Here is a 13,764-nt window from a genome sequence, read left to right as displayed (position 1 = left end):
GGTGTCCGACGCGAGCCGCTCAGGGCGTTGGGCTTGAGCGGGGCGCGGTGTCCGACGCGAGCCGCTCAGGGCGTTGGGCTTGAGCGGGGCGCGGTGTCCGACGCGAGCCGCTCAGGGCGTTGGGCTTGAGCGGGGCGCGGTCCGACACAAGCCGCGCAGGGCGTCCGGCTTGAACCACACAGGGCGCCCGACACAAGCCGCGCAGGGCGTCCGGCTTGAACCACACAGGGCGCCCGACACAAGCCGCGCGGGGTGTTCGTCCGGGGCCTGGCCGGGGTGCGGTGGCCGGACGGCTTCGAGGGGGCCCGGTCCGTCGGTCCGGGCCCCTCGCCTCTTCGCCCGCGTCAGACGGTCATCGGATCGCGTGCTCCACGAACCGGTCCGCCGTCTCCGCCAGTACCTCCCGTCCGTCCCGGGCCCACAACCCATCGTTGAACAGCTCGACTTCGATGGCACCGGTGTAGCCGGCCGCCTCCACGTACCGCTTCCACTCCCGCATGTCGATCGAGCCGTCGCCGATCTGGCCGCGGCCGTTGAGCACGCCCTCGGGCAGCGGGGTGGTCCAGTCGGCGAGCTGGAAGGTGTGGATGCGGCCGCCCGCGCCCGCCCGCGCGATCTGCTCCGGAGCGGTGTCGTCCCACCAGATGTGGTACGTGTCGACGGTGACGCCGACCTGGTCGGCGGGGAAGCGCTCGGCGAGGTCGAGCGCCTGGGCGAGGGTGGAGACCACGCAGCGGTCGGCGGCGTACATGGGATGCAGCGGCTCGATGGCCAGGCGGACACCGCGCTCGGCCGCGTACGGGCCGAGGACGGCGAGGGCGTCCGCGATGCGCTCACGGGCCCCGCGCAGGTCTCTGCTCCCGGCGGGCAGTCCGCCGGAGACCAGCACCAGCGTGTCCGTGCCGAGCGCCGCGGCCTCGTCGATCGCCGCGTGGTTGTCGCCCAGCGCCTCGGCCCGCTCGACCGGGTCGATCGCCGTGAGGAAGCCGCCCCGGCACAGGGTGGTGACGGTGAGGCCCGCGTCCCGTACGAGCCTGGCGGCGGCCTCCACCCCGTACGCCCGCACCGGTTCGCGCCACAGGCCCACGCCCGGCACGCCCAACTCCAGGCAGCTGTCGACCAGTTCCGGCAGTGACAGCTGCTTGACCGTCATCTGGTTGATCGAGAAGCGTTCCAGGCCCGTGCTCATTGGTTCACCCCGTACAGCGACAGCAGGTTCTTCATCCGCTCCTCGGCGAGCTTCGGATCCGGGAACAGGCCGAGTCCGTCGGCGAGTTCGTAGGCGCGGGCGAGGTGCGGCAGGGAGCGGGCCGACTGGAGGCCGCCGACCATCGTGAAGTGCGTCTGGTGCCCGGCGAGCCAGGCCAGGAACACCACGCCGGTCTTGTAGAAGCGGGTGGGGGCCTGGAAGAGGTGCCGGGACAGTTCGACCGTGGGGTCGAGCAGGCCGCGGAAGCCCTTGACGTCCCCGGTGTCCAGAACCCGTACCGCCTCGGCCGCCAGCGGTCCGAGCGGGTCGAAGATGCCGAGCAGCGCGTGGCTGAAGCCCTGTTCGTCGCCGGCGATCAGCTCCGGGTAGTTGAAGTCGTCGCCGGTGTAGCAGCGCACGCCCTGCGGCAGGCGGCGGCGCAGGTCGATCTCCCGCTGGGCGTCCAGCAGCGAGATCTTCACTCCGTCGACCTTGTCGGGGTGGGCGGCGATGACCTCGAGGAAGGTCTCGGTGGCCGCGTCCAGGTCGGCCGAGCCCCAGTAGCCCTCGAGGGCCGGGTCGAACATGGGGCCGAGCCAGTGCAGGATCACCGGGTCGGCGGCCTGGCGGAGCACGTGGCCGTAGACCTCCAGGTAGTCCTCCGGGCTCCCGGCCGTGGCCGCCAGGGCGCGCGAGGCCATCAGGATCGCCTGGGCGCCCGCCTCCTCCACGACGGCGAGCTGCTCCTCGTACGCGGCCCGGATCTGCGCGAGCGAGCCGCCGGTGAGCTGGTCGGTGCCGACGCCGCAGGCGATCCGTCCGCCGACGCCGCGGGCCTCGGCCGCGGACCGGCGGATCAGCTCGGCCGCGCCCGCCCAGTCCAGGCCCATGCCGCGCTGCGCGGTGTCCATGGCCTCGGCGACGCCGAGCCCGTGGGCCCACAGATGGCGGCGGAAGGCGAGGGTGGCGTCCCAGTCGACGGCGGCGGGCGAGTCGGGCGACACATCCGCGAACGGGTCGGCGACGACGTGCGCCGCCGAGAAGACCGTGCGGGAGGTGAGGGGCGTGCCCGGGGTGGGGGCGAGCGGCTCGGTGCGGGGCTCGTAGGTCCGCAGCGTCCCGCCCGCGCCGGGCAGTCGGATGGTCACAGCTGGATCTCCGGTACGTCGAGGCGGCGGCCCTCGGCCGAGGACTTCAGGCCCAGCTCGGCGAGCTGGACGCCGCGGGCGCCGGCGAGCAGGTCCCAGTGGTAGGGGGCGTCCGCGTAGACGTGCTTGAGGAACAGCTCCCACTGGGCCTTGAAGCCGTTGTCGAAGTCCTGGTTGTCGGGCACCTCCTGCCACTGGTCGCGGAAGGCCTCGGTGGCGGGGATGTCGGGGTTCCAGACCGGCTTGGGGGTGGCGGAGCGGTGCTGGACGCGGCAGTTGCGCAGTCCGGCGACGGCCGACCCCTCGGTGCCGTCCACCTGGAACTCGACGAGTTCGTCGCGGTTGACGCGGACCGCCCAGGAGGAGTTGATCTGGGCGATCGCGCCGCCCTCCAGCTCGAAGACGCCGTAGGCGGCGTCGTCGGCGGTGGCCTCGTAGGGCTTGCCGTTCTCGTCCCAGCGCTGGGGGATGTGGGTGGCGGTGAGGGCCTGCACGGAGGTGACCCGGCCGAACAGCTCGTGCAGCACGTACTCCCAGTGCGGGAACATGTCGACGACGATGCCGCCGCCGTCCTCGGCACGGTAGTTCCAGGACGGGCGCTGGGCGTCCTGCCAGTCGCCCTCGAAGACCCAGTAGCCGAACTCGCCCCGCACGGACAGGATCCGGCCGAAGAAGCCGCCGTCGATCAGCCGCTTCAGCTTGAGCAGTCCGGGCAGGAAGATCTTGTCCTGGACCACGCCGTGCTTGACGCCGGCCTCGCGGGCGAGCCGGGCGAGCTCCAGGGCGCCCTCCAGGCCGGTGGCGGTGGGCTTCTCGGTGTAGACGTGCTTTCCGGCGGCGATCGCCCTCTTGATCGCCTCCTCGCGGGCCGAGGTGACCTGCGCGTCGAAGTAGATGTCGACCGCCGGGTCGGCGAGGACCGCGTCCAGGTCGGTCGAGACGTGCTCCAGGCCGTGCTTCTCGGCGAGCGCGCGCAGGGCGTGCTCGCGCCGGCCGACCAGGACCGGTTCCGGCCACAGCACGGTGCCGTCGCCGAGGTCGAGTCCGCCCTGCTCGCGCAGGGCGAGGATCGAGCGGACCAGATGCTGGCGGTACCCCATGCGACCGGTCACGCCGTTCATGGCGATCCGCACCGTCTTGCGTGTCACGTCAGTCCCTTCGTACGCGGTCCACGCGCCGCGTACGCCCCCGGTGGTCGCACTGGTGAGCGTTGCAGCAAGCGCTTTCTATACACAGAGAAGCTAGCCTCTGGACAGCGGTCCGGACAAGAGCGCGTCCAGGACGTGGTCGTTCGAGGGGGAGAACGGGCGGGGCGGGTGGCCGTAAGGTCTGCTCGACACCCTGAGCGGCCGCATCCCCGCGGCGGACCGCGGGTGGCACGTACCGGCTGAGCACGGCACGTACGACGACGAGATGCGCGACCGGAGGACGACGAGATGACGGTGACCCTGGCGGACGTGGCGGCCCGCGCACAGGTCTCTCCCGCGACGGTGTCGCGCGTGCTGAACGGCAACTACCCGGTCGCCGCCTCCACCCGGGAGCGGGTGCTGAAGGCGGTCGACGAGCTGGACTACGTGCTCAACGGCCCCGCGAGCGCGCTCGCCGCCGCGACCTCCGACCTGGTCGGCATCCTGGTGAACGACATCGCCGACCCCTTCTTCGGGATCATGGCGAGCGCCATCCAGTCGGAGATCGGCGGCCCCGGGGGCCGGGCCGGCGGCGAGCGGCTCGCGGTGGTCTGCAACACGGGCGGCTCACCGGACCGCGAGCTGACCTATCTGACCCTGCTGCAACGGCAGCGGGCGGCGGCGGTGGTGCTCACCGGCGGGGCCGTGGAGGACGAGCCGCACGCGGCGGCGGTCTCGGCGAAGCTGCGCAAGCTGGCCGACGCCGGAACGCGCGTGGTGCTGTGCGGGCGGCCGCCGGCGCCCGGCACCCAGGCGATCGCGCTGGCCTTCGACAACCGGGGCGGCGGACGGCGGTTGACGGAGCATCTGATCGCCCTGGGCCACCGGCGCCTCGGCTACATCGCGGGCCCCGAGGAGCGGACGACCACCCGCCACCGGCTGGAGGGCCACCGGGAGGCGCTGGCGGCGGCGGGCATCGAGGACGACCCCGGCCGTACGGTCCACGGCCGGTACGACCGCTCCTCCGGCCACGAGGGCACCCTGGAGCTGCTGCGTCGCGACCCGTCGCTCACGGCGGTCGTCGCCGCGAACGACTCCGTCGCCCTGGGCGCCTGCGCCGCGCTGCGCGAGTCCGGTCTGCGCATCCCCCAGGACGTCTCGGTGGCGGGTTTCGACGACCTGCCCTTCAGCGTCGACACGGTGCCCGCCCTTACGACGGTCCGGCTCCCGCTCGCGGAAGCGGGTGCGCGCGCGGGCCGCATCGCGATGGGCCGCGAGGAGCCGCCGTCCGGCGGGGTCGCGACCGTCCCGGGGGAGCTGATGGTGCGGGGGTCCACGGGGGCCCCGCGCGGGGCGTGAGACGGGCGCGAGTCGTGGACGGGCGGTCGTCGCGGGGATAGCCTCGGGGTGAGCGGTTTCTCTGACTGGGTCAAGTATCTGTGCTGTCCGGGCCGGCGGCGGAACCGCGCCCGTCTCCCACCCCCTCACCCACGGGGCCCGACATGACCGTCCAGGACATCCGCGCGTTCAACCGCTTCTACACCAACGCCATCGGCGCCCTCGACTACGGCCGCCACCTCTACGCCCCCTACACGCTCACCGAGTCCCGGGTGCTCTACGAGCTCGCGCACGCGCCCCGGACCGACGCGGCCGACCTGCGGGCCGAACTCTCGCTGGACGCCGGGTACCTGAGCCGGATCCTCAACAAGTTCGAGCGGGAGGGGCTGATCGAGCGCGGGCCGTCCGAGCGTGATCCCCGGCGCCGGAGCGTCGCTCTCACTTCGCGGGGCAGGGAGGCCGCCGGCCTGCTGGAGGAGCGGGCGCGGGAGTCCGTCGGCCGGCTGCTGCTCTCCGTACCGCCGGCGGACCGGCCGCGGCTGTCGGACGCGATGCGCACCGTACGGGAGATCCTTTCGGAGGGGCGGACGCCGCGGCCGGAGGACGTCGTGCTGCGCGGGCCCGGACCCGGCGACCTGGGCTGGATCGTGCAGCGCAACGGCGCGGTGTACGCCGCCGAGTACGGCTGGAACGCCGACTACGAGGGCCTGGTGGCGAGGATCGTCGCCGGCTTCGCCGAGGACCACGACCCGGCCCTGGAGCGGGTGTGGATCGCCGAGCTCGACGGGCGGCCGGTGGGGTGCGTGATGTGCGTACGGGACGAGGCCCCGGCCACCGCCCGGCTGAGGCTGCTGCTCGTCGGGCCCGAGGCGCGCGGACTGGGCATCGGCGACCGGCTGGTGCGTGCGGTGGTCGACTTCGCGCGCGGGGCCGGCTACCGGGACCTGGTGCTGTGGACCAACGACGTGCTCGGCGGCGCCCGACGCATCTACCAGCGGCACGGCTTCGTCCTGGTCGCCGAGCAGCCGCACCACTCCTTCGGCAAGGACCTGGTGGGCCAGGACTGGCGGCTGAATCTGGGCGAACCGGGCGCGGGACGAGACGAGAAGAGGGAGTAGGGTCCGTGCCCATGAAGTTCGCCTTCTCCACTCTGGGTGTGCCCGGTCTGCCCGTACCGGACGTGGTCCGGCTCGCCGCCGCGCACGGCTACCACGGTGTCGAACTGCGCGCCCACCCCGAGGAGCCGGTGCACCCCGGGCTCGGGGCGGCTGAACGGGCCGAGGTGGCCGCCGAGTTCGAGGCGGGCGGGGTCGAGATCCTGGGGCTCGCCGGGTACCCGCGGGTCGCCGCGCCCGGCGACGACGCGGCCGTGGACCGTGAGATCCGCGAACTCCTCGATCTCGCCGGGGATTTAGGCGCTTCCTTCGTACGGGTGTTTCCCGGCGCGGATCCGCGGCGGCCGGCCCCGGAGGGTGACGCCGTCGCCGCCCGGCGGCTGGCGGCCGTCGCCGGACACGCCGCCGACCTGGGCGTCCGCGTCCTGCTGGAGACCCACGACTCGCACCGCACGGGCGCGGACGTCCTGCGCGTCCTCGGTCCGGTCGGCCACCGCCGGATCGGCGCCCTGTGGGACGTGATGCACACCTGGCTGGGCGGCGAGCAGCCTCCGGAGACCTTCGCCGCCCTCTCCCCGTACCTCGGCTACGTCCAGGTCAAGGACATCGCCTCGGCCGACGACACGACGCCCCTCCCCCTGGGCGCGGGCGTCCTGCCGCTCGCCGAGTGCGTGGAGGTCCTCGCCCGCCACGGCTGGGACGGCTGGCTGTGCTGGGAGTACGAGAAGCGCTGGTACGAGGCGGCGGCACCGTTGTCGGATCTGCTAGGTCCGGGGCGGGAGCATCTGGCCCGGCTGCTGACCGAGTCGGCCTGACCTCGCCCGGGCCGGACGGCCACCGGTGGCGCCGCCGGCCTCACCGCGGCTGCCCGACGAAGTGGCCTCACCGCGGCTGCCCGGCGGGGAGCGACGGCGCGGGGCCTTCGGCGGGGACGATGACCTCCGGGACCGGTGCCGGGGCCGGCGGCTGCTCGCGGCGGCGGCTCGGTGCGAGCGACGTCAGCGCCACCCCGCCGACCAGCAGCGCCGCCGCGCACCAGCGCAGGGGGCTCACCGATTCGCCGAGGAAGAGCGCCGCCGAGGACATGCCGAAGACCGGGACCAGCAACGAGAACGGCGCGACCGTGGAGGCCGGGTGGCGGCGCAGCAGCCAGCCCCAGGCGCCGAAGCCGAAGACCGTGGTGATCCAGGCGACGTAGAGGACCGTGCCCACGCCCTGCCAGTCCAGGGCGCGCAGCGCGGCCAGGTCCCGGGAGGGGCCTTCCAGCAGCATCGACAGGCCGAGCAGTGGCAGGACCGGGACCGTGCTCACCCAGACCATGAAGTTCAGCGCGTCCGGGGAGGCGGCCCTGCGGGTCAGGACGTTGGAGACGCCCCAGCAGACGGCCGCGGCGACGACGAGCACGAAGGCGCCGAGGGGGCCCGTGGTGCCCTCGTCCACGGCCGCGACGCCGATGCCGCCGAGCGCCACGCCCATGCCCAGCACCCGTACGCCCGAAGGCCGTTCGCCCAGCACCAGGAAGGCGAACAGGGCCGTGAACACCGCCTGGATCTGGAGCACCAGGGAGGAGAGCCCGGCGGGCATCCCGGCGTCCATCCCGACGAACAGCAGCCCGAACTTGGCGACGCCGAGCACCAGTCCCACCGCCACGATCCATTTCCACGCCACCTTCGGCCGGCCCACCAGGAAGACGGCGGGGAGCGCGGCCGCCAGGAAGCGCAGGGCCGAGAAGAGCAGGGGCGGGAAGTGGCCGAGGCCGACCTCGATGACGGTGAAGTTCACACCCCAGACGGCGGCGACGAGGACGGCGAGCAGGACATGGGAAGGTCGCATGTACCGAGGATCACTGCCGCGAACCATGAAGCACCAGCGATGATTGCTGCACCATTGAGTGAAGCACCGCTAACCATTCGGCCCGTCGGAGGAACCGTGCTCGATCTCCAGCGTCTGCGTGCCCTGCACGCCGTCTCCGTGCACGGCACCGTCGGGGCGGCCGCGGCCGCGCTCGGGTACACGTCGTCGGCGGTGTCGCAGCAGATCGCCAAGCTGGAGCGGGAGACCAGGACCGTACTCCTCGAACGCGAGGGGCGCGGGGTGCGACTCACCGACGAGGCACACCAACTGGTCTCTACCGCTGGTGAGTTGCTGGCGATCGTGGAGCGGGCCGAGACCGAGCTGGAGGAGCGGCGCGGGGTGCCCGCCGGGCGGCTGCTGGTGGCGGCGTTCGCCTCGGCGGCGCGCGGGCTCATGCCCCGCGTCCTCGCGGACCTGGCCCGCCGGCACCCGGCCCTGGACGCCCGGCTCAGCGAGGTCGACCCGCATCTGTCGGTGGACCTGGTGGCCAAGGGCGCCGTCGACCTGGCCGTCGCGCACGACTGGGACATCGCCCCGCTGCCCGCGCCGTCCGGGGTGGAACAGGCGGTCATCGGGGACGACTTGTGCGACCTGCTGGTGCCGGCCGGGCATCCGTTCGCGGGGCGGACGGGGGTACGGCGCGAGGAGCTGGGCGGCGAGCGGTGGATCTGCCAGCCGCCGGGCCGGGTGTGCAGCGACTGGCTGCTGCGTACCCTGCGCTCCGCAGGGCACGAGCCGGACGTGGTCCACCAGGCCGACGAGAACCCGACCCTGGTCGCCCTGGTCGCCGCGGGCCTGGGCGTCGCGCTGATCCCGCGCCTGGGCCGGGGCCCGCTGCCCGAGGGGGTCGTGGAGGTGCCGCTGGACCCCATGCCCGTAAGGCGGTTGTACGCGCTGTGGCGCACGGGCGCCGCGCGCCGGCCGGCCATCGCGGAGACGGTGCGCACCCTGCGGGAGCACTGGCCCGAGGTGTCCGCCCACACGCCCCGCTGAGCCCCGCTGCCACATCCGCACCGACGTGGGGGAATCCGGGCCCGGCCGGGAACCCGGCCCCGCTCCCGCCCGTCCAACCGGTGGGCTGCCGGAGGAGTCCGCGCGGTGCGGTGTCGGCCTCGCCGACGGCTGCGATCGCCGACCACCCTCTCCTCCGCACCGCGGCCGGCAGCCCGCCGCCGTCGGCGCGCCCCCCTCCGGCAGCGCCGGCGGCGGCCCTCACCGGTTCCTGTGCACTCCCTTGACTGGCAGAAACTTCCCGGATATTGGTGACTCCTCGGAAGTTTCCTTCAGTGGTACTCCAGCGGATCTCCTCCGGAAGGGGCGCACGTGCACGACACCAGCACGGGAACCACCGCACTTCCCTCCAGACGTACCCTCCTCGCCGCCACCGCCGGCCTCACCGCCGCCCTGGCGGTCCAGGGCACCGGCACCGCCCACGCCGCTTCCTCCAACGACAGGAAGCTGCGTGCCCTCATCTCCCGGATGACGCTCGAGGAGAAGGTCGGCCAGCTCTTCGTGATGCGGGTCTACGGCCACTCGGCCACCGCCCCGACGCAGGCCGACATCGACGCCAACCTCAAGGAGATCGGCGTCCGCACGGCCGCCGAGCTGATCGCCAAGTACCGCGTCGGCGGCATCATCTACTTCGCCTGGGCCAACAACACCCAGAACCCGCACCAGATCGCCGACCTGTCCAACGGCATCCAGCAGGCGGCCCTCGGGCAGCCGCGCGGCCTGCCCCTGCTCGTCGCCACCGACCAGGAGCACGGCATCGTCTGCCGCGTGGGCAAGCCCGCGACCCTCTTCCCGGGCGCCATGGCGATGGGCGCGGGCGGCTCGCCCGCCGACGCCCACACCCTGGGCCGTGTCTCCGGCGCGGAGCTGCGCGCCCTCGGCATCAACCAGGACTACTCCCCCGACGCCGACGTGAACGTCAACCCGGCCAACCCGGTCATCGGCGTACGGTCCTTCGGCGCCGACCCGGACGCGGTGGCGGGGCTGGTGGCCGCGGAGGTGAAGGGCTACCAGAGCTCCCGGGTGGCGGCGACCGCCAAGCACTTCCCCGGCCACGGGGACACCGCCACCGACAGTCACTACGGCTTCCCGGTCATCACGCACAGCCGCGAGCTGTGGGAGAAGCTGGACGCGGTGCCGTTCCGGGCCGCGATCAAGGCCGGCATCGACTCGATCATGACCGCGCACATCCAGTTCCCGGCGCTGGACGACTCCGGCGACCCGGCCACCCTGTCCCACCCGGTCCTCACCGGCATCCTGCGCGGCGAACTCGGCTACGACGGCGTCGTGGTGACCGACTCGCTCGGCATGGACGGCGTGCGCACCAAGTACGGCGACGACCGGGTGCCGGTGCTGGCGCTGAAGGCGGGCGTGGACCAGTTGCTCAACCCGCCCTCGCTGGACGTGGCCTGGAACGCCGTGCTGAACGCGGTGCGCGCCGGCGAGCTGACCGAGGCCCGGCTCGACGAATCGATCCTGCGCGTCCTGCGGCTGAAGGCGAAGCTGGGACTGCTCGACGACCCCTACGTCAGCCAGGCGAACGTCGACCGCGTCGTGGGCATCGGCACCCACCTGGCGGCGGCCGACCGCGTCGCCGAGCGGACCACGACCCTGCTGGCCAACGAGGGCCGCCTGCTGCCGCTGTCCCGTCGCAGCCACAAGAAGCTGCTCGTCGTCGGCGCCGACCCCGCCTCCCCGTCGGGCACCACGGGCCCGCCCACCGGTGTGCTCGCCGCCGCCCTCAGCGAACTCGGTTTCCAGGCAACGGCGTTGTCGACGGGCACCGCTCCGTCGGCGGCGACCGTCGACAAGGCGGTGGCCGCGGCGCAGGACGCGGACGCGGTGGTGGTCGGGACGTACAACGTCACGGCTGGCAGCTCCCAGAAGACGCTGGTGGAACGGCTCGTCGCCACCGGCCGCCCGGTGATCGCGGTCGCGATCCGCAATCCCTACGACGTCGCCCAACTACCCACGGTTCCGGCTCACTTGGCTGCCTACTCCTGGACCGACGTGGAACTGCGGGCCGCCGCACGGGTGATCGCGGGGCAGGTGCGGCCGCGCGGCAGGCTCCCGGTGCCGGTCCAGCGGGCGGACGACCCGGCGCGGGTCCTGTACCCCATCGGGTACGGCCTGTCGTACTAGCCGCCCTCGCGCTTCGGGCGTACGGCGCTTACGCCGCGCCCCCGGCGCGCCACCGCCAACTGGCCCGAAGCACCCCGCACGCCTGGCGTGGCCCCGCTGTGGCGGGCCACGCTGGGCCGGGGGGTGGACCGGGGGATGGCGATGCGCGGGAAATGGTCCGTGGGGGTGGCGTGCGTCCTGCCGGCGCTGCTCGTGGCTCTGCTGACGGGCTGCGGACGGCCGTCCGGGTCCACGGGCGGCCAGGAGCGGGGCGGTGTCCCGGCCTCCGCGCGGCCGTCCGGTCACGGCGCGGTGTTCCTCGGCCCGGGCGAGTGCAGTTCCTTCGGCACGACGAGCTTCACCGAGGTGCCGTGCTCCGGGGAGCGCGCGGCGGCCCGGGTGATCGCCCGCCACGACGGCCCTCCCGGCGACGGCCCGCCCTGCCCGCCGGACACCGACTTCGTCCTGCACATCGGGGCCCAGTCTGCCGCCGGCCAGGACGGCGGCGCGATCCCGCGGGGCTATGCCTGCATGCGCAATCTCCAGCCGCCGCACCCCGGCGACCCCGGCGGCGGGGGCGGCCCGCGCACCGTCGTCGGCGACTGCCTCTACGGCTCCGGCCGCGGCCAGGTCCGGGAGACCGCGTGCGACGGCACGGGCGTGAAGAAGCCGGAGTACCGGGTGACACGGGCGGTGCGCGACCGCGCCCAGTGCCCGGCGTCGACCGCCCTGTACGTCCGGCTCGGCGGCGACGAACCGGTGGGCTGCGCCCGGAAACTGTGACTCCGGGCGCAGCCCACCGATGGATCAGCGTCCGTCGGTCGGCCCGCGCGTGTCAGCGGGTGCCGACCGGCGCGTCACGGCCTGAGCGCGGGCTCGCGCTCCACGTCCCGCACGTCCAGCTTCGCGTCGAAGCCGGCCAGCGGCCTGGCCACCGACGGGTTCACCTGGACCGCCGGGGTGGCGACTCCGGCCCACTCGAGGATCTTCGCCGTGGCGAGCGCCTTCTCGTCCGGCACGAGACCGGCGACGTTCGCCCCGTGGTTCATGCCGGGCGCCGTGAACACGTACGAGTCCCGTGCCCCGTTGCCGAGGCGGAACCGCTCCGAGCCCCACGGGTCGTTCTCCCCGTACACGAAGAGCATGTGGTTCGCGTGCTGGCGCACCCAGGTGTCCACGTCACGCATCGCCGACGGCTGGAACTTCATCGGGATGGACCGCGGCACGAAGTTGCGCGGCGGCTGGTAGCCGTAGCGGATCAGCTTCTTCTCGATGTGCGGGAACTGGATGGTCGGCGCGCCGAGCTGCGTGCCGGCCTGGTAGTAGTACGGCGTGTAGGTCTCGAGACCCTGGTCGGTGTAGGCGTCGAAGCCGGAGATGGCGTTGACGGAGTCCCAGATCTGCTGGTCGGTGGCGTTCTTGGCGTCACCCGGGATGGTGCCGCAGTCCTTCAGCAGGCTGTACTGCCAAAAGCCCCACACGTAGTCGAGGACGACGGCCTCGTACGCCTTGTCCAGGTTGCCGATGGTGGTGAAGGTGTAACCGTTGTCGGCGGCGAACTCGGCGTACTTGTTCTCCAGCGAGGCCCGGCGCACCAGCGCCTCCCGCTGCACGCCGTTCAGCCGGTCGCGGCACTCCTTGGTGCCGACGGTGGCGAAGAAGCGGTCGTAGGCGGAATCTTCCTTGTCGACCACGTCGTTGGGCGCGACGTAGGCGACCACGCCGTCCATGTCACCGGGGTAGAAGCGCTTGTAGTAGGTGGCCGTCATACCGCCCTTGGAGCCGCCGGTGGCGATCCAGTTGTGGGAGTAGAGCGGCTTCAGCGCCTGGTAGATGCGGTGCTGGTCGCTGGCGGCCTGCCAGATGTCGAGCTTGGTCCAGTCGGCCGGGGCGGGCCGGGACGGGGTGAAGAACCGGTACTCCATGGAGACCTGGTTGCCGTCCACGATCTGGGTGGGCTCGCGGCGGCTGGGGGTCGTGGAGACGTTGTAGCCGCCGGTGTAGAAGACCGTCGGGCGGTCGACTCCCTTGTGCAGCACGGTGATCCGCTGCTGGAAGGTGCCCTTCGACGGATCGCGGTGGTCGACCGGCTGGGTGTAGTTGAGGACGAAGTAGCGGTAGCCGGCGTAGGGCTTCTCCTGGATCAGGCTCATGCCCGGAATGGCCAGGAGCTGGTTCAGGATGTCGGCTTCCGTGCTGCTTGCGGGGCCGTTCGTGGCCTCCGGCTGGGCCGCGGTAGCCACCCCCGCCGTGCTCAGCGTGCCGATGGACACTGTGAGCGCGAGCAGCCATCTGAGCGCCTTGCGCATGCACCCTCCCAATGAGACAGATGTTCGCCGGAAGCTATCGGAGCAACTCGGGTGCACACCAGGGCAGCAGGGAAAATACCTGAACGCGTTTCAGGAGTTCAGCACAGGATCCAGTCCGTGTGCACCGACTTCGACCCCACCGATCCGGCGACCCGCACGCACCGGTGGCCCGCGTGCACGGTGACCGGGCCGGCGTGCCGGGAGTAGCGGCCCTTGTCGGTGACCGGACGGTTGCCGCGGGCCTGCACCGTCACCGACATCGGCCGCTTGGGGCCGGGGTACCTGGCGACGGTGAGGGCGCAGACGTAGCCGTCGCGCTTGTGGACGTGGACGGTGCCGGTGGCGAAGGAGAGCGTTCTGACCTCGCGGCCCGCGCAGGCGGTGGCCGCCTGGGCGGTGCCGGGCGCGGCGAACGCCAGCAGCACCGCCCCGGTCAGCACGGCCACGAGCGCCAGCGGCCTCCGGCGTGTCACACCACTGTCCACAGTCCCCCCTGACGCGAGCGTACAAGTGTACGGATGTACGGACGCGGCCCGTGGGCGGGGTGGTTGC

General features: G+C 72.9%; 12 protein-coding genes. 6 read left to right on the top strand and 6 right to left on the bottom strand.

Going from position 1 to position 13,764, the window contains the following annotated elements; translation table 11 throughout:
- Nucleotides 1-352: 352 nt before the first annotated feature.
- The 3 genes from ACWC91_RS04035 to ACWC91_RS04025 are packed head-to-tail and all read right to left on the bottom strand — an operon-like array spanning nt 353 to nt 3,485.
- Nucleotides 353-1,189 (bottom strand): sugar phosphate isomerase/epimerase family protein, encoded by an 837-nt coding sequence (locus ACWC91_RS04035; RefSeq protein WP_225075246.1) that lies wholly within the window; start codon nt 1,187-1,189, stop codon nt 353-355.
- Nucleotides 1,186-2,337, bottom strand: coding sequence for a dihydrodipicolinate synthase family protein (locus ACWC91_RS04030; RefSeq protein ID WP_450642754.1), 1,152 nt, complete (start codon nt 2,335-2,337; stop codon nt 1,186-1,188). Before ACWC91_RS04030 ends, ACWC91_RS04035 begins: the two co-directional genes overlap by 4 nt.
- Nucleotides 2,334-3,485: a Gfo/Idh/MocA family protein gene (locus ACWC91_RS04025; RefSeq protein ID WP_281154936.1), complete on the bottom strand. Its 1,152-nt coding sequence runs from the start codon at nt 3,483-3,485 to the stop codon at nt 2,334-2,336. Before ACWC91_RS04025 ends, ACWC91_RS04030 begins: the two co-directional genes overlap by 4 nt.
- A 288-nt stretch (nt 3,486-3,773) precedes the next feature.
- Here ACWC91_RS04025 and ACWC91_RS04020 point away from each other — a divergent pair, with 288 nt between their 5' ends.
- The 3 genes from ACWC91_RS04020 to ACWC91_RS04010 all read left to right on the top strand — a co-directional run bounded on the left by ACWC91_RS04020 (nt 3,774) and on the right by ACWC91_RS04010 (nt 6,732).
- Nucleotides 3,774-4,823: a LacI family DNA-binding transcriptional regulator gene (locus ACWC91_RS04020; protein ID WP_384172715.1), complete on the top strand. Its 1,050-nt coding sequence runs from the start codon at nt 3,774-3,776 to the stop codon at nt 4,821-4,823.
- Nucleotides 4,824-4,966: 143 nt separating this feature from the next.
- Entirely contained in the window at nt 4,967-5,920 is a 954-nt protein-coding gene (locus ACWC91_RS04015) for a bifunctional helix-turn-helix transcriptional regulator/GNAT family N-acetyltransferase (RefSeq protein ID WP_450642757.1), read from the top strand.
- A gap of 11 nt (nt 5,921-5,931) precedes the next feature.
- Nucleotides 5,932-6,732 (top strand): sugar phosphate isomerase/epimerase family protein, encoded by an 801-nt coding sequence (locus ACWC91_RS04010; RefSeq protein WP_450642759.1) that lies wholly within the window; start codon nt 5,932-5,934, stop codon nt 6,730-6,732.
- A gap of 67 nt (nt 6,733-6,799) precedes the next feature.
- On the opposite strand, the gene ACWC91_RS04005 is transcribed toward ACWC91_RS04010, so the two are convergent.
- Nucleotides 6,800-7,750 (bottom strand): EamA family transporter, encoded by a 951-nt coding sequence (locus tag ACWC91_RS04005; protein ID WP_225075251.1) that lies wholly within the window; start codon nt 7,748-7,750, stop codon nt 6,800-6,802.
- A gap of 96 nt (nt 7,751-7,846) precedes the next feature.
- Here ACWC91_RS04005 and ACWC91_RS04000 point away from each other — a divergent pair, with 96 nt between their 5' ends.
- The 3 genes from ACWC91_RS04000 to ACWC91_RS03990 all read left to right on the top strand — a co-directional run bounded on the left by ACWC91_RS04000 (nt 7,847) and on the right by ACWC91_RS03990 (nt 11,686).
- Nucleotides 7,847-8,764 (top strand): LysR family transcriptional regulator, encoded by a 918-nt coding sequence (locus tag ACWC91_RS04000; protein WP_225075252.1) that lies wholly within the window; start codon nt 7,847-7,849, stop codon nt 8,762-8,764.
- 330 nt (nt 8,765-9,094) lie between these two features.
- A complete protein-coding gene (locus tag ACWC91_RS03995) occupies nt 9,095-10,924 on the top strand; it encodes a glycoside hydrolase family 3 protein (RefSeq protein ID WP_225075253.1) in 1,830 nt (609 codons plus the stop codon).
- A gap of 141 nt (nt 10,925-11,065) precedes the next feature.
- Nucleotides 11,066-11,686: a hypothetical protein gene (locus tag ACWC91_RS03990; RefSeq protein ID WP_281154931.1), complete on the top strand. Its 621-nt coding sequence runs from the start codon at nt 11,066-11,068 to the stop codon at nt 11,684-11,686.
- A 74-nt stretch (nt 11,687-11,760) separates the two neighbouring features.
- Here the strand turns inward: ACWC91_RS03990 and ACWC91_RS03985 are convergent, their stop codons facing one another.
- Together ACWC91_RS03985 and ACWC91_RS03980 are read right to left on the bottom strand one after the other, a co-directional pair.
- Complete coding sequence (locus ACWC91_RS03985; protein ID WP_225075255.1) at nt 11,761-13,212, bottom strand: S28 family serine protease; 1,452 nt, start codon at nt 13,210-13,212, stop codon at nt 11,761-11,763.
- Between the two features lie 98 nt (nt 13,213-13,310).
- Nucleotides 13,311-13,697, bottom strand: a complete 387-nt coding sequence (locus ACWC91_RS03980) for a hypothetical protein (RefSeq protein WP_225075256.1) — start codon at nt 13,695-13,697, stop codon at nt 13,311-13,313.
- Nucleotides 13,698-13,764 lie beyond the last annotated feature (67 nt).

This window comes from Streptomyces sp. NPDC001204, from assembly GCF_053598035.1.
The sequence above is the reverse complement of the archived record's forward strand: the minus strand, read 5'-3'. Positions and strand labels throughout refer to the sequence as shown.